This window comes from Novipirellula artificiosorum, from assembly GCF_007860135.1.
Taxonomy (GTDB): Bacteria; Planctomycetota; Planctomycetia; order Pirellulales; family Pirellulaceae; genus Novipirellula_A; species Novipirellula_A artificiosorum.
On record NZ_SJPV01000009.1, the window covers coordinates 122730 to 141581 of the forward strand.

The following is an 18852-nucleotide window of genomic DNA, read 5'->3' on the forward strand; positions in this document are numbered from 1 at the left end:
AGAATCCTGAGTATAACCCGGTAAAAATGGACTTGTCCAACAATCTTGCTGGGACTGCAAAATTTCCGTCTCAGCCCCCCGAACTTGCCAAACCACCCTCCTGGCTTGCCCGACTTCCCAGCCGTCCTTTTTACCCTCCTGGTCGCTAAAGTCGGCACGACCGGAACGCCGAATAGGTTTGCTAGTGCGATCCTCCTCCCTCTTCCTCGAAACACCTTTTGAATGCCCGCATCGACCGAATTGACGATAGGCTACTTCACTGTAATTTTCGACGATCGAACGGGATGGACCGGTGGGCTGCTCGTCCTCAACCGGGGCGGTCGTCCGGTCGAGTTTCAGTGCACGCTTCCGGTCCGTCCGTCGCGTGCCCACGAGATCTTGTTTGGCGCCACGCTCCGCGATCATTTGATTGGCGAAGTGATCGGCCCCATGCTGATCAAGAAATGCCGCACCCCACTGTCGCTGGTCTGCTGTGACCAAATTGAAGCCTTGGTGCTCGGATCGACCGCGGGCGTACCGGTTGCATTGGTCACCGAGGCAGCCGAAGAGGAGGAAGGCCCGATCCGCAGCGACATGCTTGTCGGCGCCACCTCCGTGAAACTGGTCAACGCATCCTTGCAAGTTCCGATCGAAAACGCGGCAGCCATCGAGGCCATTGCCGACCGGTTTGTGGACTTGCCCGATGCGGTCGAGCCCTTCGAACGGATCCGCGAAGCGATCCGCGAAGCCCAATCGCAAATTGCCCGGGCAGGCTAACCGAAATGATCGACATCCAAATCAATGAGTCGGCGGCGTGGCATATCGATGACTGGGTCCCGGCGGACACGATTTCTTGGTCACTTGAAACGATCGAGCCTCGATCGCTGCCGATTCGTGTTTCTCCGTTGAAAACACGAGTGACCGGTTTTTTGTTCCCCGAATCCAGTCGCTGGACCCCGCCGTCCGCGATGGCGCCGGCTGCGTCAAACGACAAACCGATCGGTCTCCATTGTGAGGCCGAACCGGTCCCGCCGGCGAAGCCAGGCAAGCGTCCCCAAAATCGGCACCGTATCAAGCCACCGAGCGACGTCGTCAAGCTGCAAGACCGGCTGTACTACCTGCTGCAGCCACCGCTGGATCAGTTGGTCGGCAGCGGCCAATTGAATTTTCCGTTTGAGCCCTTTCCTTACCAGTTGGACGGAATCGCGTTCATGTTTCCGCGATTCGCCTGTGTGCTTGCCGACGAAATGGGGCTGGGCAAAACCATGCAGGCGATCAGCACGATTCGGTTGCTGCTTTGTAGTGGCGAAGCGCGCGGCATCTTGTTGGTTTGCCCGAAGCCGCTGGTGTCGAATTGGCTTCGCGAGTTCCACGTTTGGGCGCCGGAGATTCCGGTCGCTGCCATTGAAGGCAGCGCTGCAAAACGCGACTTTCAGTGGCGTTCACCGAGCGTGCCGGTCAAGATCGCAAACTACGAATTGTTGATGCGAGACAAGGAAACGGTTCTCGAAAGTGGACTGCATTTTGACTTGGTCGTCCTTGACGAGGCCCAGCGAATCAAAAATCGCAACAGCACAACCAGTGAAATCGTGCGGGCGATTCCGCGGACACGATCGTGGGCATTGACAGGCACTCCGGTCGAGAATTCCCCCGACGATTTGGTGGGAATCTTTGAGTTTTTGTCACCCGGGTATTTGCGTGCTGGCATGCCGATGCCGCAAATGGCCGCCGCTGCGAGAGAGTATATTCTGCGACGCACCAAAGACATGGTACTCAACGACATGCCGCCCAAATTGTACCGCGACGCGGAATTGGATTTGACAGCCGAGCAGTGGGCGACTTACGAATCGGCAGAATCGGAGGGCGTGATCCACTTGGAACAGCTCGACGAAATGCTGACGATCCAGCATGTGTTTGAGTTGGTCCTGCGGCTAAAACAAATCTGCAACTTTGACCCGGTCACCGGCAGCAGTTCAAAGTTGGAGCGATTGGTGGCGGATATGGAAGAGGTCGCCGCGAGCGGAAAGAAGGCGATCGTGTTCAGCCAATGGGTCAAGAGCATTGACCAGATGCGTCCCGCACTGGAGCGATTCGGTCCGGTCGAGTATCACGGCCGCATTCCGCACAAGCAACGCGAAGGGGTGATCGACAAATTCAAGAACGATCCGAACAGCCATGTGATCCTGATGAGCTATGGAGCTGGCAGTGTTGGGTTGAACCTTCAGTTTTGCGAGTATGTCTTCTTGTTCGATCGTTGGTGGAACCCGGCGATCGAAGACCAAGCGATCAATCGGGCCCATCGGATTGGCGCGGCCGGAGCCGTGACCGTGACCCGGATGTTAGCCATGAACACCATCGAACAACGCATTGCCGATGTGTTGGCCCAAAAACGAGAGATGTTCGACGCCCTGTTTTCCGACCAAGCAGCCCCGGTTGCCGGCGGTGGGCTGAGCCGCGAAGAGATTTTTGGGTTGTTCGACTTGCGCGCGCCATGCGGCAAGAAGGTTGCCTAACCCGGATGATTCGTTGGAGTGGACTCTACTTGGCATCGACGCGATGAATTCAGCAGTCTCATTAGGGGTTGGAGCTGGTTTGCATTTCCTACCCCGGATGCGCTATCCGCGATCCAGGGCTTATTGCTGAAATGCCTGCGGCATGAACGATAACCCAAATCTGTCCGTCATTTGCTTAACGCCACCAAGGATCAGTCCAGCTTGTCGACCCAACGGGTCCATGCGGCGACCGCTTCGTCGGAGAGATTCGGCTTGGGCAGGGTTGCTAACTTGGTACTGCCCGGCATGCCCGGGGTTTGCGCACGGACGGTCAATAGGCCATTGACGTTGATCTCAAAGCCAATCGATCGTGCGCGGCTTTCGCTTCCATGCGCTTCATCGTCGATGGTAAAATCGTATCGACCGAGCGATTGCCAATCGTCTTGCTCAATGCCTGAAGACTCGACCAACGACAAGGCCATCTTTTCACGTCCTTCGCCAACCGTCAAACGACGGTTAGCGCGAGCTGGCAGCGGAGTGCTTTTCGGCAGGATTGGCAAAATGCGTCTGCGACCACGGCCATCTTCGACCAAAATTCCAATGGTTTGGCTGGTGACCCCCAGTGGCGGCGTTGCAATCGTACTTCGACCGGGTAATTCCCCTGCCAAGCATGCAGCCGCTCCACGAGCCACGTCGCTGCGATCGACCGCTTGAACCGAGAGATTTTGGCGCAACCCACGAAGCACTTCATCACGAATTTCTTTGATACGAAGCAGTGGCCCCAGTGTGACAAGGGTATCGATTCGCCGCCGTGACATCCCGGCGGTCATGCAGGCGACTTTGATCGAACGTCGCAATCCTTCAAGCAACCCCTTGCATCGCGTAAGCCATTGACTACGGCGGATCGTGATCGGTTGTTTGGTTCCATGAATTTCAACTGTGATTTTGGCTGAGGGCAGAATCATCAACGCATTCATGGCGCTTTCACACGCGACCTGCAACATCGGGGCTTGGGAAGTCTTTCGCGGATCGACGTTGAAGGCTTGCAGGTAGATGTCAGCGGCCAATTCCACTAATCTCTGCTGCCACGGCAAGGTACCGGTATTCCAATGTCCCGCGGTCGCCAACTGCTTGAGCCGGTTCGCATCTCGTTGAAAGACGGCCGTTTCGGTCGCTTGACCGGTCAGTCCGACAAACAGAATGAATTGATCGGAGGAAGCTTCGACAATCGAGTGCCCACCCGATACGGCTGCGTCCGCCGCCGAAGGCTGTTCGGAATCGAGTGAATCAAATGCCGATTCCAGCAAGGCGGATTGGACCGCAGCGACGCTTCGATCGACCAAGCGGACCGACGAGAGCCCCGCGATTTGAGCCGCTTGCAGGACCGCTCGACGATGAAATTGGTCGTAGCTTGCGGGGACCGTCAATGCAACCGCCGCCGGGGCAGCGTCGATCTCCCAAGCGTTTTGCGTCAGCTTTCGAATCATCATGCCCAGCAAAACCTCGGGCGGACATTGCCGACCAGCGATTTCACGCTCGATGACCGGTTTGCCAATGTACATGGCGGCACAGTGGGCAAGGTTCCGCGCATTGGTCGTCCGGATCTTCATCGCCTCGTCACCATAAAACAACTCGTTGCCGTCACTCGACACGGCCATCCGGAACAACGATCGACCTCCGCCGCCTGCGGTCAATAAATTGACGCGTCCGGCCGGCGATGCTTCGGCAGCCGCAGAGAAGAACATGCCCAAATCAATCGCCATCACGTTGGCGACTTGGCCCGCAGTCGAACCACCGGCAAGTGTCGATCCGGTTTCACCAACCGGTTGTCGCATGCTGAATTCGGCAAGCCACTGCGGTTCGCTGGTCTTGTCGGCATACTCTCCCAAGTCCTCGATCACTTCATCAAGTGATGCGTATCGCTCCTCAGGCGTCTTGGCCATCATGCGACGAAAGATATTGGCAAATTGCAAATCCACGTCGCGACGCATTTGCATCAAGTCAGGAATCTCGCCGTGCCGATGCCCATACACCTGTTCCAAATAGTCTCCGGCAAACGGTGGTTGAGCTGTCAGCAGGAAATACAGCGTTGCCCCAAGCGAATAGATATCGCTTCTCGGGTCGGCGGAATCGGGGTCTTCCAATTGCTCGGGTGCCATAAAGGGCAACGTACCGATCAGTCGTCCTTTGTTCGGTTTTTCTTCGACGGCCCTTTCGTCCGTGTCGTGCTTGATGATCAATCCAGCGGTGCTCAGACGCGCCAACCCCAGGTCAACGACTTTCACCGTGCCGTCGATCGATCGCATCAGGTTCCCCGGCTTGACGTCACGATGGATGATACCGACACGATGAGCATGCAACAGTCCCATCGCGGCTTGACGAATCACCGAAGCCGCTTGACCGACAGACATCGGACCGCTGCGCGACACCCAACGCGTCAACGTCATGCCATCGACATATTCCATCGCCAAGTAGTGGATGCCCTTGTCTTCACCCGCGTCGAAGGCAGCCACAATATTGGGGTGCAGCACTCGCGAGGCAGCTCGAATTTCGTCATAGAAACGGCTGACCGCTCGCGGGTCCTTCATCAATTGGCCTGGCAAGGTCTTGATCGCCACGATTCGCTGCATGCGAACGTGTTCGGCCAGATAAACCTGGCCCATGCCGCCAGCGCCGATCATTTCCTTAATCGCGTAGTCACCCAGATGGTCGGGCATCGCCGGGACGGGAAACTCCGCCGTGACTTCGCCCGCGAAGTGAAAATCATCACCCGAACCATCCTCGAATTCTGCCGCGCGGGTCGGCAACTCCGGTGGAACCGTCGGATTGGATGAGGGCGATTCAGACACGTTCGACAAGCAACGGAGAAAAGGGTTGAAAAAGGGGGCGAAACAGGATGTCCGGGACCGTTTCTGTGAGGCACCCGCAGGGCCACTTTGAGGGAAACGGTCCCGGACACCTTATTTCCCCAACGCATTCTCGTATTATAGGCACTGCCGCGTCGAACCGTCTTTTGAATTCCGGTCACCGGCCGCACGAGAAGGGCGAAAACCGCCCGGATCAGCAAGGCGATGCCGATTGGCGCGGTTTTTTCGGATTCTTGATGTGTTTCCTCGCTGAGCATCCCCGTCGACCTCTTTTTTTGGAATACCAAATTGTCCACCCAGCCACCGACTCCGCCATCCAGCGAACCGTGCTCCAGCCCCAGCCGGAGCGTTCGGATCGCGACGCGTTACAGCGCCTTGGCAATGTGGCAAGCCGAACATGTCGCGAATTTGCTTTCAAACGCGGGGGTGGCGACGGAAATCGTCCCGTTGATCAGCAGCGGCGATACCGACATGCGGCCGATCGATGCGACTCGGCAAGTCGGCGTCTTCACCAAACGGATTCAGCAAGCGTTGATCGACAACGAAGCGGACATCGCGGTTCATTCCTTAAAGGACCTGCCCACCGAAGTCGACTCGCGGCTGACGTTGATTGCAGTTCCCCCACGAGAAGTGGTCAACGATTGTTTGGTTTCGCCCGCGCGATGGACACTCGATTCCTTGCCCGCAGGGGCCTGTATCGGCACCGGCAGCCGCCGGCGTGCCGCACAACTAAAGAATCGTCGTCCCGATTTGAACATTCAGCCCATTCGCGGCAACCTGCAAACTCGACTCGAAAAACTACAAACGGGGGACTTCGATGCCATCATGCTGGCCTCGGCCGGCTTGATGCGTCTCAAGATGGACTCGGTGCCTCGAGTCGAATTGTCGCTCGTCGAAATGATGCCTGCCCCCGGGCAAGGCGCTCTGGCGATCGAGGTGCGCAGCGATGCTACGGAGATACAAGCCGCGACGCAGTGCCTCAATGACCTTGCTACCCGAGCGGCCGTTACGGCCGAGCGATCCCTGCTCGCCAATCTAAACGGCGGCTGCCTCGCACCCATCGCCGGCTACGCTCAAATCTTGGAAGGGCACCTGCGACTCGATGCCCTTGTCTTGTCGGTCGATGGCAGCAAGCGACTCGAGGACTCGCGGAGTATCCGATTCGATGAAAACCATTGGCAAACGTGCGCGGAAAGAATCGCAGCAGAAGCCACCGAAAATTTGGCCAGCCGAGGTGCACGAGAACTCATCGCGGAGGTCCGGCTGTAAAGTTCACCGCGGCTTCAATCCGTTTCGTGTGGCCTGGGCAATCAAGGGGTCTTCGGGCCAATGATGTTTTGGGTATCGGCGACGCAAGTCTTTTCGCACGTTCGCGTAAGTGTGCTTCCAGAAACTGGCCAAGTCCTCTGAAATTTGTTGCGGTCGACCATTCGGGCCCAGCAGATGCAATTGAATCGGCACCTTTCCTGCTGCGATGCGTGGAGTTTCGCCCCACCCAAACAACTCTTGCAATCGCACTGCCATGATCGGAGGTTTCCCTTCTTGGTACTCAATTCGTATCGCGTTGCCACTCGGCACGATCAATCGCTCAGGAGCATGCTTGTCGATCCGTTGCAGAGCTGGATAGTCGAACCGGCTTTTCAAATGTTCCAGCCAAGGCGCGGTTTGCAGCGATCGGATGGTGGTCCGGGACTGACACAGCTGAACCAACACGTCGTCAATCGCATCATCGTCGAGCCGTGGAAGATCGGCCTCAGGCATCCAGTGTGCAACAAAACGCACTCGAGTGACAAACGCGATGGCAGAACGTTGATTGTCATTCATCCATTCCCAAAGCATTGGCCGAGCGAATGTGGCGAGCTGTTCTGCAACCGCGGGACTCGGTTTGCACTCCAGCGGGGATTCGGTGAGTATCAAGTCATGAAAATAGTCGCGTCGCCGTGCGATCACCGCTTGGCGTGTCGGGTCGTAAAAGGGTTCGTCAACCGACTGCATCCAATCCTGACTGAGCCAATCCCGTTCGATGGGCGCCGCCATTCGGACGACGGCATCGGTTCCCTTGTCGTCGACATCGATACACACAAACAACTCCGAGGCCCCGATCCGATTGGCTGCGATCATACGTACCCCTCGACCTCCAACCATCAAACCCTTATCGCTATCCCTACTGCGACGCTTGGCAACGCGATCGGGGTAGGCTAACAACAACGAGCGACGGAGCCGTTCTTCCTTTTCACCGAGCGCAATGGGTGCAACATCGCCGCGATCCTCCGATCCGGCACCAGAACGTGACGACGCCAGGATTCGCAACAATTGATCGGCAACACGTTGAATGTTCTTCGTCGCTGCAACCAAAAGGTTCGCGACCGGTTTTCTCTGAAAGAACTGCTGCAGCGTTTCCACTTGGGAAGCCAAGTCCGAGGGAACGTTGCCGGAAACAAACGGCGTGCGTTCGGTCAACAGCGCCGCCGCAATGGCAGCGTCTTCGGCGACCTGTAAATCCTCCGCTGCAATCAGGAACCGAGCCACACGCGGGTGAACCGGCAAACGCAACATCCGGCTACCGATCGCTGTCAGTTTGTCCGCCGAGTCGATCGCACCGAGCCACGACAACAGCTGCTTTGCGCGGGCCACGCTTTCGACCGCGGGAGGTGTCAACCAGGGAAAATCAAAGGGGTCGCGTTCGCCCCATGCGGCAAGCATCATCGCGGCGGCACTGAAATCGGCTCGCTGGATCTCGGGCAAGTCGTGCTTGGGTCGTGCAGCATGCGACGGCTTCGGCCAAAGACGCCACGCGGCCCCCGGCGCCGTTCGTCCTGCTCGGCCTGCTCGCTGCTCGGCAGAGGCCTGGGAAATGGGTTGCATGCGAAGACTCGGCATCCCCACCGCGGCGTTGAACGTCATCACTCGAGCCCATCCCGTGTCAATCACCGCCGTGACCCCGGGAATCGTCACCGAAGTTTCCGCCACGTTTGTCGCCAACACAATCTTGCGATGCTCCGACGGTGCCAAGACCGCGTCTTGGCTTTCCGCCGACAAATCACCATACAATTCATCAACCTGGAAATCCGACGCAATCCCTTGTGAATCGATTCGTTGGTGGACCCGTTTGATTTCGCCAACGCCAGGCAGAAAAACCAACACGTCCCCGCTGGTTTGGTCCAGCGCGTCGGGAAGCGTTTCGACGACGCTTTGTTCGATCGGCTGCCGTGATCGTGACGGTGTGTAATGAACGTTGACGGGGAATGATCGACCTTGGCACTCCACACTGATGGGCGGAACCGACGACGAGCGAAGGAATTTCAGAAGTGGGGCCGGATCGAGTGTTGCCGACATGATGATCAGATTCAACTCGGGACGCAGTGTCGAACGAATCCGATCGATCATGCCGAGCGTCAGATCGAGTTCGAGACTGCGTTCATGAAACTCGTCCAAGATCACGCAGCCCACATTTTCCAACAGCGGATCCTCCGCAAGCCGACGCAAAAGAATCCCCGGTGTGACGACCAACAATTTGGTTTGCGGCGAGGCACAGCGATCGAAACGAACTTGGTAACCAACTTGTTGTCCAAGCTTCGAGCCGGTCAGATGGGCGATGCGACGGGCGGCACCCCGCGCAGCCAAGCGGCGTGGTTGAACCAACACAAGCTGACCGTCGGCAACGAGGCCCGCTTGCAGCAGCGAGATCGGAACCAGCGAGGTCTTGCCCGCACCGGGAGGCGCCTTAAGAATCACGGGCGCCGATTTTCCAACGGCTTGAAGGATCGCGGGCAAAACGCCAGCAACCGGCAAGTCTTCGCTCCCAGGGTCATGCGGGTTTAACACACTACGCGCTGCGGATTCATGCAGGTCCAAGTCCCATCGCTCGTCGCCAAGCACTGGTTTGCCCCATGTGCATCATGAAATGCCCGCCAACATAAAACCCCAACATCGCACCAGTCGTCGGAAATTGGCCACGCATCGCTTCGTTCGGGTTCGGTTTCATGAAGACCGAGTCGTCGGCCGCTTCGAGCGATTCGATCGCAGCCGTGTAATTTTTGACCAGAGCTGCTACCACTTCGTCCATCGCCGGGTAGATCGTGCCATCGGCGTCATCAACGCATTTTGCATCTTTAGAAAATACCTTCTCGAACGCGGCTGACGGCTGGTAGGGTGTCGCATCTCCCCCAACGGCTTCGATCACTCGGCAAGCATAAAGGCTGAGGTGCCCGTAGTTGAATGCGGCATGATTCGACTCAATCGTGGTGCCATCGATCTTGGCGAACCTTGCGAACTGTTCCACCGTCACATCTTTGAGCAATCGGTCGGCATAGCCGAGACCTAGACGAGCCGAGGCGGCGATCATGGGGCCAATGTTGTTTTGCATGAGACGGTGTCCTTTAATCAGGGGCGTGGGGTGCGAATTTGACCATGGTAAAGAAACACCCTGGGAATCGTCTAGCCGATGGCTATGTTTAAAGCGGACAGCGAAGTGACACGCCCCCCGATCGTTCTTACACACACAGACCACACCGCGACCCCATGCCCTCATCGTCCCCCGTTTGTCCTATCGAGCGTCGTCCGATCGAGCCTGCGAACCGCGGACCCGAGATCGCTGATCCGGCAATCGCCAAGACCCCGGATCGGGACGAAGTGGAATCGGTTGTTCCACAGAACGACCGGCTTTACGATCGCGATTTCGTCATCGCATTGGTCAGCCAAACGTGTTTCGTGATGGCCAACACGTTGATGGCGCATTTTTCAAGATGGATTGAATTTCTCGGCGGCGATCTCCGCCAAGTCGGTCTGATCATGGGATCCGCTGCAATGCTAGGCTTGCTGCTGCGTCCATGGATGGCTCAATGGATCAACCGCATCGGTGCGCGAGCCATGTGGGGTGTCGGCTACGGCGTATTTGCGATCAGTTCGCTATCCAATCTGTTCCTTCACGAGCTCGGCCCTGCCATCTACCTCACTCGCGGTGGTATCGTGCTTGGGGCCGCGATCGTATTCGCCAGCGGATTGACGTTTGTCTCACAAACGGCGCCTGCTCATCGACGCACCGAAGCGATTGGAATCCTTGGCGTCGGTGGCTTTTTGGGCATGTTGCTCGGACCGGCGATTGGTGACATGTTTCTTGGCAGTGACGTTCGTCATCGCGTGGATTTTGTCTGGCTCTTCTCCGCTGCAACGATTGCCAACCTTCTTCCGGCTTGCTTGTTGTTGTTTCTGCATGCACCCCACAGCGTCGGCGATCAACGACCTGCGAGGCTCCGTGAATTCTTCGCGACCGTCCGCGCGTATTGGCCCGGGACGATTCTGTTGGTCGATCTCGCGTTCGGTGTCTGCATCACGGCGCCCCTGATCTTCGTGGCCAGCTTTGTCGATACCCTGCATTTACAGATCCCGGGCCTGTCGGTGATTGGTCTGTTTTTTTGGTGCTACGCGGGAGTGGCCATTGTGGTCCGGGTGGGGTTTCGCCGCTTACCGGATGTGGTAGGTCCCGATCGAGTTTTGTTGGTCGGCACCGTCTTCATGTCGCTTGGGATGTTCGCGTTCTCCGTTGTTTCCACCGAAAAACCTTGGCTGATCGTGATACCAGCCCTCCTCGGTGGCGTCGGTCACTCGTTGATGTTTCACACGATGGTCTCGTTGACGTTAATCCGGTTTCCTCGTAAAGCCCATGGAACCGGATCCACGTTGGCGCTCATGATGTTGGATTTAGGAACAATCCTCGGTGCCCCGATTTTGGGACTGATCGGTCAATCGTTTGGCTTCGGTGTCCTGTTCGCCGCGATTGGTCTGTTTTGCCTGGGATCCGCAAGCGTCTATGCAATCTCGCGCAGGAGACATCGAACCCCTGTTGAACGTACTGGCCCGAAATCGATCGGATCGGATCAGCCACTGGTTGCTTGAGCAACCACGTTCCTCGACTTTTCCAGTCCTTCCTTGGCAACATCAAGTGCATCTCGTTTCCAGTACTCGGGATTAAACAGCTCGAGCGAAAACGTTCCCATGAATCCGTTCCTGACCAACAGCTTGATCGTTGGCACCAACGGGCAAACGCCATCACCTGGGAACACGCGGTCCTTATCGCCAATCGTTTCGCAAGGCATGTCGGGATAATCATTGATGTGGAAGCAGTGCATGCGAGAGGCTTCGATCATACCGAGTGCCGCGAAGTCGTTTCCGCCCTTGTAGATGTGATAGAAATCGGGAAGCACACAGGCGCTGGGGTGCTCGGTCGCTGTCGCAACGTAGACCAGTTCGGCCAGCTTGCTAATCGTGGGTGAGAAGCCCCAAAGCTCTAATTGTGGGACAACCCCCGTTTCATCACCCACTTGAAGTAACGCACGAAAGCGATCTCCGATCACTGCGAGGGGTGGCGAGGCAGCGTCTTTTTGGTGGGCTCCGATGGGCGGTGCGGCAATGTGCGTGCCACCGATCGCTTTGAGCAGTTCCATATCACGCCGAGCCACTTCGAGCGCTGCCGCACGAGCTGCTTGATCCTCGACGATCCAATGCGCAAATCCAATCCCGCTGGGAACGGTCAATCCCGCATCTTCAATTCGCTTCCGCAGGTCCGGTAAGCTTCCCCCGGCGGCAACGTATTTCTCCAAATCTCGAATCCAGGGCTCGATCCCGTCGTAGCCAGCTTTCGATGCGATGTCGATTTGGTCTGTGATGGATAAGTCTTGGCCACGAATGGTGGCGGTATTGAGAGCGAAGCGAATTGGTGCGCGCGTGGACTCTGGCTCGGCGGCAGCAACCTCCGTCACCGGAAACGCGGCGGGGACGGCAGACGTTGTGATGGCAGCCGAGGCGGCGGCAAGGGATAGAAATTGTCGGCGGGTTGTCATCGATGAAAGGCTCAAAAAGGCGTAATTCAACAAGAAAGGGGACGTGGGGGCTCCAAAGAATCGCCCGCGGTCCATGCCATCAAGTTAGCAGACTTAGCCGTCTGCACACAATTCACCCTGGCGTCACCAACATTTTAGTTGCATCGCAACGTCAAATCAGCACAATGAGGGTTCTAGTCGATTTTTGTCCATCCAGCCGGTCCTGGCCGCTGGATCCCACGATCGCTGGAACCGTACCCGTGACTGACGATTCCCACCCACCCGAAACCACTCGCTCAGACGGCTCGGACCCATCGAGTCCCAACACAACCTCAACCTCGCAATTGCGGAATCTGCAACGGCAACGAGGGGCGTTGGAATTGGAGTTGGTCCGCGTACGCCGCCAAGCCGAGGCTGCCAAGTGGGATGCCAAGGCGGCCGAATTGGAAATGGAAATCCGCGCCCTTGCCCAACAAGAAGGCGCGGAACAAGAGCGGATCGAGCGATCGGAAGTCACTCGAGTCGACGATCTACCCTGCGGTCGTCCCGATCCGCAACGTCCCCACTTCCTGAATTGGGACCAAGTTCGATTGGCGCAAACCGCCTCCAGCGGGCAACCCAACGTTGCCCCGCATCGCTCGAGCTTTCGCTTTGATGCGGCACACACGACGACTGCGGAGCCCCATTTTGATGACTCCGAATTGGAGGAGGCTGTTTCTGAATCCCGCGTCGACAGGCTGGACGTTGGCTTGGACTTCGACGAAACACGACAACTGACGCGCCAAGATAAGCGTCGACGACCGACCGCGGTTGCGATCAGCTTCTTGACGCACGTCGCGATTCTGGTCGTCCTCGGATTGGTGACCTTGCAGAATCATCGGCCACGGGATCAAGTCACCCTCTCGGCATCCCCCACAAGCGAATCCGATGTTTCGATCGAGACGTTTTCGATCGAATCCGCGGAGATCCCTAGCGACAGGGTTGAACCGACCGAAAGCAAGGTAGACGAAGAACTTCGCATGGTCGATGAACTCGCTCCATCAAGCTTCACTTCACCCACGGCATCAAACGCATCAAGTTCGCTAGCCGCGATGTTATCGCATTCCTCGGATGCTGCGGCTGCGATCATGAACCCACCCTCACCCTCCGATGCAAAGATGCAATTCTGTGGTTTGGACGGCGGGGGGAACCATTTTGTTTATCTGGTCGACAGCAGTGCCAGCATGGGAGGTGCCTTCGCATCCGCACGTCAAGAACTGCTGCGTTCGATTCATCAACTGGAGCCCACGCAGCGGTTTTATGTCATTTTTTTTGATAGCGAACCCGATTTCATGCGACTGAGTCGGCCGGATCAAGACGAACCGCGTAGCGTCTGTGCCACACCGGCAAACAAAGCGGCCCTACAACGATGGGCCATGACCATCAAGATGGATCGAGGCAAGAACCCGAACGGCTTGTTGCCGTTTGTATTGGGACTTCGAGCCGATGCCATCTTCTTGCTTTCCGATGGCGAGTTTCCGCAAACGACCGAGGACTTGCTGCGAGAACAGAATCAACGACACAACCTGTTTGGCGACGGCGGGATCATCAGCATCGTCCACACGATTGCTTACCACAGCCGCGAAGGCGAAAGCCGGATGCGACGCATCGCCCAGCAAAACCAGGGGCAATATCGATACATCGCCGAACCGTGACAATCATCACAATCGTTAGGACACCACGACGACGCACGTTGAACCTTGGACCCTGCCGATACCAGATCGAGAGGTGTTGGTATTTTTCAACCATCGCCATTTTCCTCATCGGCAGATCGCACAGGGTGTTTCGTGTCCACAACCACGTCAATCTTCAACGAGGCAGGGCTCCAAAAAGCAGCGGTTCTTTTGATGTCGATGCCGACAAAAACCGCCGCCCGCGTCCTCGGGCAACTGCCGCCCCGAGCGATTGAAGCGATCAGCATCATGATCGCGAAAATCGATTCCGTCGGTGGCGATGAACAGGAAGTCGTGATTGCCGAGTTTTTGACCAGCAAGGCGAGTTCGATTTACGCGAGCCCTGGGGGCTTGGAACGCGCGAAGGAGTTGATCAAAGAAGCGCTCGGTCGTGACGCAAGCGAGATGATCGGCAATCTGCAACAAACGATCGAGTCGATGCCGTTCGGCTTTATCAAGAAAGTCGACTCGCAAACGTTGCTTCAATTTATCGGTGACGAACACCCCCAAACCATCGCGCTACTACTCAGTCACGTTCCGGCAGGCTATGCCTCGGAAGTCATGAGTGGATTGTCGCCCGACAAGCAACTTGAGGTCATTCAACGGATTGCATCGATGGGACGCTGTAGCCCGGATGCGGTGGCCGAACTGGAGTTTGGACTTGAGATGCGGCTTAGTAGCATGGTCAATCAACAGCATAGCAACACGGGCGGTGTGGAGAGCGTTGCCGAGATCTTGAACGTCGTCGAACGCTCGGTGGAACGAACGATCATGGAAGCACTCGGCAACGACGACCCTGAGCTTTCCGATGAAATTCGCCGCCTGATGTTCGTTTTTGAAGATATCTCGAAACTTGCCGATCGCGACATTCAATCGCTATTGAAAAACGTCGAAACCGCACAATGGGCGATGTCGTTGAAGGGAGCGAGTCAGGCGCTGCAGGATAAGGTCATGCGAAACATGAGCACGCGAGCGGCCGATAATTTGAAGGAAGAAATGGAGTACCTGGGCAGCGTTCGTGTCAGCGAAGTCGAGGCGGTTCAGCAGAAAATTGTCGATATCGTTCGCCACCTCGAAGACACCGGGGAAATCTCGCGACCGACCGGTGAAGAAGAGGAAGAGTACGTCAATTAGTATTGCCCCACCCTTCGGCCATCAATCCATAAAAGAAGGGGAAGCCGTTGTCGGCTTCCCCTTCGCGAGAAGAGCTTCGCTACATCCGCCGTGCTTACGCTTTTTGTAACGCTGCCTGTGCGGCGGCCAAGCGTGCGATCGGAACTCGGAACGGGCTGCAACTGACGTAGTTCAATCCAACCTTGTGACAGAACGCAATGGAAGCGGGGTCACCGCCATGTTCGCCACAGATGCCGACCTTCAAATCCTTCTTCGTGCTGCGACCTTTTTGGCATCCCATTTCAACCAACTGACCTACCCCGCTGGTGTCGAGTGATTGGAAAGGGTCGACTTCCAAAATGTCTTGCGACAAGTAATCGGGCAAGAACGTGTTGACGTCGTCACGGCTGTAGCCAAACGTCATCTGCGTCAAGTCATTCGTGCCGAAGCTGAAGAAGTCGGCGAACTTGGCGATCTCATCGGCCGTCAAGGCAGCACGCGGGATTTCGATCATCGTACCAATCAAGATGTCCAACTTGCCGTCATACTTTTTCGCTTGCTTGGTCTCTTCGATGGTCGCTTCGACCTTGGCACGCAGAAACTCAAGTTCGTTCGCGGTTCCGACGAGAGGAATCATGATCTCTGGCTGGGCCTTGATCTTCTTCTTCTCGCAATTGATCGCCGCTTCGACGATCGCGCGAACTTGCATCTCGAGGATTTCCGGATAAGTCACACTCAAGCGGCAACCGCGATGGCCGAGCATCGGGTTCGATTCGTGAAGCGCCTCACCCCGTTTGGCAACCTCAGAGGGTTTGACACCCAATTGTTTGGCAACCTCTTTTTGGCTTTCCGCGGTATGCGGCAAAAACTCATGCAGCGGAGGGTCAAGCAAACGAACGGTGACCGGCAACCCGTTCATCGCTTTGAAAATTCCCTCGAAGTCCTTGCGTTGGAAAGGCAACAACTTTTTCAATGCGGCACGGCGGTCCTTTTCGTTTTCGGACAAGATCATCGCTCGCATGTCGGTGATTCGTTCACCTTCAAAGAACATGTGCTCGGTACGGCAAAGGCCAATGCCTTCCGCACCGAAGTCGCGAGCCCGCTTGCTGTCGGCCGGCGAGTCGGCGTTGGTTCGGATCGCAAGCGTGCGATACTCATCGGCCCACTTCATCAACTTGGCAAAGTCACCCGACAATTTTGGCTCTTGCGTTTCGACTTCACCCGACATCACTTCGCCTGTCGTTCCGTCCAAGCTGATCACATCGTCGACGCCAAAGGTGCGTCCCCCGACTTTGATCTTTTGGGCTTTGGCATCGATGTCGATCTCGCCTGCTCCCGCAACACAGCACTTGCCCCAACCGCGGGCAACCACGGCTGCATGCGACGTCATCCCGCCGGTGCTGGTCAAAATGCCGGCCGCCGCGTTCATGCCGTCCACGTCTTCGGGACTCGTTTCTTTTCGCACCAAAATAACGCTGTTGCCCATGTCCGACTGCTCACGCGCCGCCTCGGCGGTGAACGCCAACTTGCCAACTGCGGCACCCGGCGATGCGGGCAGCCCGCGACAAAGCACATCGGCAGCGTTGCGTGCGGTGGGCTTGAAGCTTGGCAGCAACAATTGAGTCAAATCGTTCGCAGGAACACGCAACACCGCGGTTTTCTGGTCGATCAGTTTTTCCTTGACCATGTCACAAGCGATCTTGACGGCGGCAACACCGGTTCGCTTCCCGGTTCGGGTTTGCAACATATAGAGCGTGCCGCGTTCAATCGTGAATTCGATATCCTGCATTTCGGCATAATGGTTTTCAAGTGTCTTCTTGATCTCCATCAATTCCTTGTGTACCGCACGATTCCACTTGGGCATGTCGGCAACAGGCTGCGGGGTTCGAATACCGGCAACCACGTCTTCGCCTTGGGCGTTGATCAAGAACTCACCGAAGAACTTGTTTTCACCGGTGTTGGGGTTACGAGTGAATGCCACTCCGGTTCCCGAGTCTTCGCCCATGTTTCCGTAGACCATCGACTGGACGTTCACGGCGGTGCCTAACAACCCGCGAATCCCTTCGATCTCACGATAGCGAACCGCTCGAGCCGTATTCCAAGACCCAAAGACCGCTTGGATCGAAAGCTCCAGTTGCTTCATGGGGTCTTGCGGGAACGCTTCGCCAGTGTGCTTCTCGTAAACGGCTTTGTAGTCGTCGCAAAGCTGGCGAAGTCCTTCGGCGGGAACGTCGGTGTCTTCCGTCACTTTGTACTTTTTCTTGACTCCGTCGAACGCCTTTTCAAAGACATGATGGTCCATTCCCATGACCACGTCGCCAAACATATTGATCAATCGGCGATAAGCATCGAAAGCAAACCGTTCGTTCTTGGTGGCCTTGGCAAGCCCTTCGGTGGCCGCATCGTTGAGCCCAAGATTTAAGATCGTGTTCATCATCCCCGGCATACTGACAGCCGCACCACTGCGGACGCTGACAAGCAACGGGTTAGCATCATCACCGAACTTCTTGCCTAGCTCTTTTTCAAGCGTCCGCACGGCATTGTTCACTTCATCCATCATTCCAGCCGGCAACTTCTCACCGGACTTATAGTAAGCGTCACAAACTTCGGTCGTGATCGTGAAGCCGGGAGGAACTGGCAACCCGATCGAAGTCATTTCCGCAAGATTCAAACCCTTACCGCCAAGAAGTGCTTTCGCTTTCCCTCTGCCTTCGGTTTTCGATTTGCCGAAGTAATAGACCATTTTGCTAACGGATGGAGCTCTTTTTGCCATTTCAAATTCTCTGTTTAATCTCGTTTGTATCTACGGTTTCAAAACCGTCGAGGGTGGGGTCTAGATGGTCAATCACGATTTAATGTCAGGATAAGGGAGCAATCGCTCCATTCGATCGAGTCACTCGAACGATCCCCGCATCGACCCTGAAGGAGGGCCCGCTTTGGCCAGCGTGAAAAAACGTTGTCTTTTAGGGACAAACTGTATTTACAAAAGCCGTTTGGGTCAATGACCGCGACGGTTGGAAGCGCAATTTCCTAAGCATTGTCCCGCTCGGTGTCAACGCAGCGCACACGCTGGAGACAGGGTGAAGCATCCATCCCAAAACACTGAGCTTGAGGGTGCCCCTCGGCATCCACAATAGACAAATAGGGCTGACAGGAATCGAACCTGCACTCCGATAAAGGAACTGGATCCTAAATCCAGCGCGTCTGCCAGTTCCGCCACAGCCCCGATCGAGCGATTTGCGGTTGGCTTGCCCCGGCCGGACCCTGCCCGGCGGAGTTTGCCACGGACCGCTGCTCGCTCAGCAGATTCTCTTACGACTCGCCGCCTTCGGCAACAACGGTCGGCACGACCCATACCTTCAAACTGGCGTCGACTTCACCATGCAAGTGAATCTTGACGGTATACAGTCCAAGTTCTTTCAGCGGGCCATCGAGGCGAATCTGGTCTTGGGCAAGCGTAAAGCCCGCGCCTTTGAGTGCATCGACGATCTCATGAGCACCGACACTGCCATACAGGTGTCCTTCGTCGTTGGCGTTCGCCTCAATCGTGATCGATTGCTTGCCCAATTCGTCGGCCAAATCACGATAGCTCTTCAGCTTTTCGAGTTCGATTTCGCGCAACTTTTCACGATGCTTATCAACCATTCGTGCATGGTGATCGGTTGCAATCGTCGCCAAACCTTGCGGCATCAAGTAGTTCAACGCATAGCCCGAACGGACTTCAACGATGTCTCCTTGCTTGCCAAGATTTTCGACGTTGTGGATCAGTAGCAATTGAACGCCGCCGTTGGGTCCCTTGGGCAAACGCTTGTAGGGCCGTTTGTATTTTCGGCCGCTTTGTGTTTTCGCTTTTGGCATGAGAAAAAACTCG

At 56.4% G+C, this 18852-nt stretch carries 12 protein-coding genes and 1 tRNA gene; 6 read left to right on the top strand and 7 right to left on the bottom strand.

Annotated elements, in window-relative coordinates; all coding sequences use genetic code 11:
* The first annotated feature begins 222 nt into the window (after positions 1 to 222).
* On the top strand, positions 223 to 756 hold the full coding sequence (locus tag Poly41_RS22495; RefSeq protein WP_146529134.1) for a hypothetical protein: 534 nt from the start codon (positions 223 to 225) through the stop codon (positions 754 to 756).
* 5 nt (positions 757 to 761) lie between these two features.
* Complete coding sequence (locus Poly41_RS22500) at positions 762 to 2492, top strand: DEAD/DEAH box helicase (protein WP_146529136.1); 1731 nt, start codon at positions 762 to 764, stop codon at positions 2490 to 2492.
* Between the two features lie 191 nt (positions 2493 to 2683).
* Here Poly41_RS22500 and Poly41_RS22505 read toward each other — a convergent pair whose 3' ends face one another.
* The gene (locus tag Poly41_RS22505; protein WP_146529138.1) at positions 2684 to 5320 is read right to left on the bottom strand and encodes a protein kinase domain-containing protein; all 2637 of its coding nucleotides are present in this window, start codon (positions 5318 to 5320) and stop codon (positions 2684 to 2686) included.
* 306 nt (positions 5321 to 5626) lie between these two features.
* Between Poly41_RS22505 and hemC the strand changes: the two genes are divergently transcribed.
* A complete protein-coding gene (gene hemC / locus Poly41_RS22510; RefSeq protein WP_315853742.1) occupies positions 5627 to 6607 on the top strand; it encodes a hydroxymethylbilane synthase in 981 nt (326 codons plus the stop codon).
* Between the two features lie 3 nt (positions 6608 to 6610).
* Here hemC and hrpB read toward each other — a convergent pair whose 3' ends face one another.
* The gene (gene hrpB / locus Poly41_RS22515) at positions 6611 to 9217 is read right to left on the bottom strand and encodes an ATP-dependent helicase HrpB (protein ID WP_146529140.1); all 2607 of its coding nucleotides are present in this window, start codon (positions 9215 to 9217) and stop codon (positions 6611 to 6613) included.
* A complete protein-coding gene (locus tag Poly41_RS22520; RefSeq protein ID WP_231615859.1) occupies positions 9180 to 9704 on the bottom strand; it encodes a DinB family protein in 525 nt (174 codons plus the stop codon). The genes hrpB and Poly41_RS22520 overlap by 38 nt, the downstream gene beginning before the upstream one ends.
* A gap of 155 nt (positions 9705 to 9859) precedes the next feature.
* On the opposite strand from Poly41_RS22520, the gene Poly41_RS22525 reads away from it, so the two are divergent.
* Positions 9860 to 11233 (top strand): MFS transporter, encoded by a 1374-nt coding sequence (locus Poly41_RS22525; protein ID WP_146529142.1) that lies wholly within the window; start codon positions 9860 to 9862, stop codon positions 11231 to 11233.
* Here Poly41_RS22525 and Poly41_RS22530 read toward each other — a convergent pair.
* Entirely contained in the window at positions 11215 to 12177 is a 963-nt protein-coding gene (locus Poly41_RS22530; protein WP_146529144.1) for a sugar phosphate isomerase/epimerase family protein, read from the bottom strand. The genes Poly41_RS22525 and Poly41_RS22530 overlap by 19 nt on opposite strands.
* Before the next feature lie 239 nt (positions 12178 to 12416).
* On the opposite strand from Poly41_RS22530, the gene Poly41_RS22535 reads away from it, so the two are divergent.
* Positions 12417 to 13850: a vWA domain-containing protein gene (locus tag Poly41_RS22535; protein WP_146529146.1), complete on the top strand. Its 1434-nt coding sequence runs from the start codon at positions 12417 to 12419 to the stop codon at positions 13848 to 13850.
* 132 nt (positions 13851 to 13982) lie between these two features.
* Positions 13983 to 15002 (top strand): flagellar motor switch protein FliG, encoded by a 1020-nt coding sequence (fliG, locus tag Poly41_RS22540; RefSeq protein WP_261344907.1) that lies wholly within the window; start codon positions 13983 to 13985, stop codon positions 15000 to 15002.
* 94 nt (positions 15003 to 15096) lie between these two features.
* Here fliG and ppdK read toward each other — a convergent pair whose 3' ends face one another.
* The 3 genes from ppdK to rplI form a co-directional block, all read right to left on the bottom strand.
* Positions 15097 to 17754: a pyruvate, phosphate dikinase gene (ppdK, locus tag Poly41_RS22545; protein WP_146529149.1), complete on the bottom strand. Its 2658-nt coding sequence runs from the start codon at positions 17752 to 17754 to the stop codon at positions 15097 to 15099.
* Positions 17755 to 18123: 369 nt separating this feature from the next.
* A tRNA-Leu gene (locus tag Poly41_RS22550) sits at positions 18124 to 18207 on the bottom strand.
* Between the two features lie 86 nt (positions 18208 to 18293).
* Positions 18294 to 18839, bottom strand: coding sequence for a 50S ribosomal protein L9 (gene rplI, locus Poly41_RS22555; protein ID WP_146529151.1), 546 nt, complete (start codon positions 18837 to 18839; stop codon positions 18294 to 18296).
* Positions 18840 to 18852 lie beyond the last annotated feature (13 nt).

Coding starts and splice junctions, on each gene's coding strand:
- Poly41_RS22495 (WP_146529134.1), top strand. CDS start 223: ATGCCCGCATCGACCGAATTGACGATAGGCTACTTCACTGTAATTTTC.
- Poly41_RS22500 (WP_146529136.1), top strand. CDS start 762: ATGATCGACATCCAAATCAATGAGTCGGCGGCGTGGCATATCGATGAC.
- Poly41_RS22520 (WP_231615859.1), bottom strand. CDS start 9,704: ATGCAAAACAACATTGGCCCCATGATCGCCGCCTCGGCTCGTCTAGGT.
- Poly41_RS22525 (WP_146529142.1), top strand. CDS start 9,860: ATGCCCTCATCGTCCCCCGTTTGTCCTATCGAGCGTCGTCCGATCGAG.
- Poly41_RS22530 (WP_146529144.1), bottom strand. CDS start 12,177: ATGACAACCCGCCGACAATTTCTATCCCTTGCCGCCGCCTCGGCTGCC.
- ppdK (WP_146529149.1), bottom strand. CDS start 17,754: ATGGCAAAAAGAGCTCCATCCGTTAGCAAAATGGTCTATTACTTCGGC.
- rplI (WP_146529151.1), bottom strand. CDS start 18,839: ATGCCAAAAGCGAAAACACAAAGCGGCCGAAAATACAAACGGCCCTAC.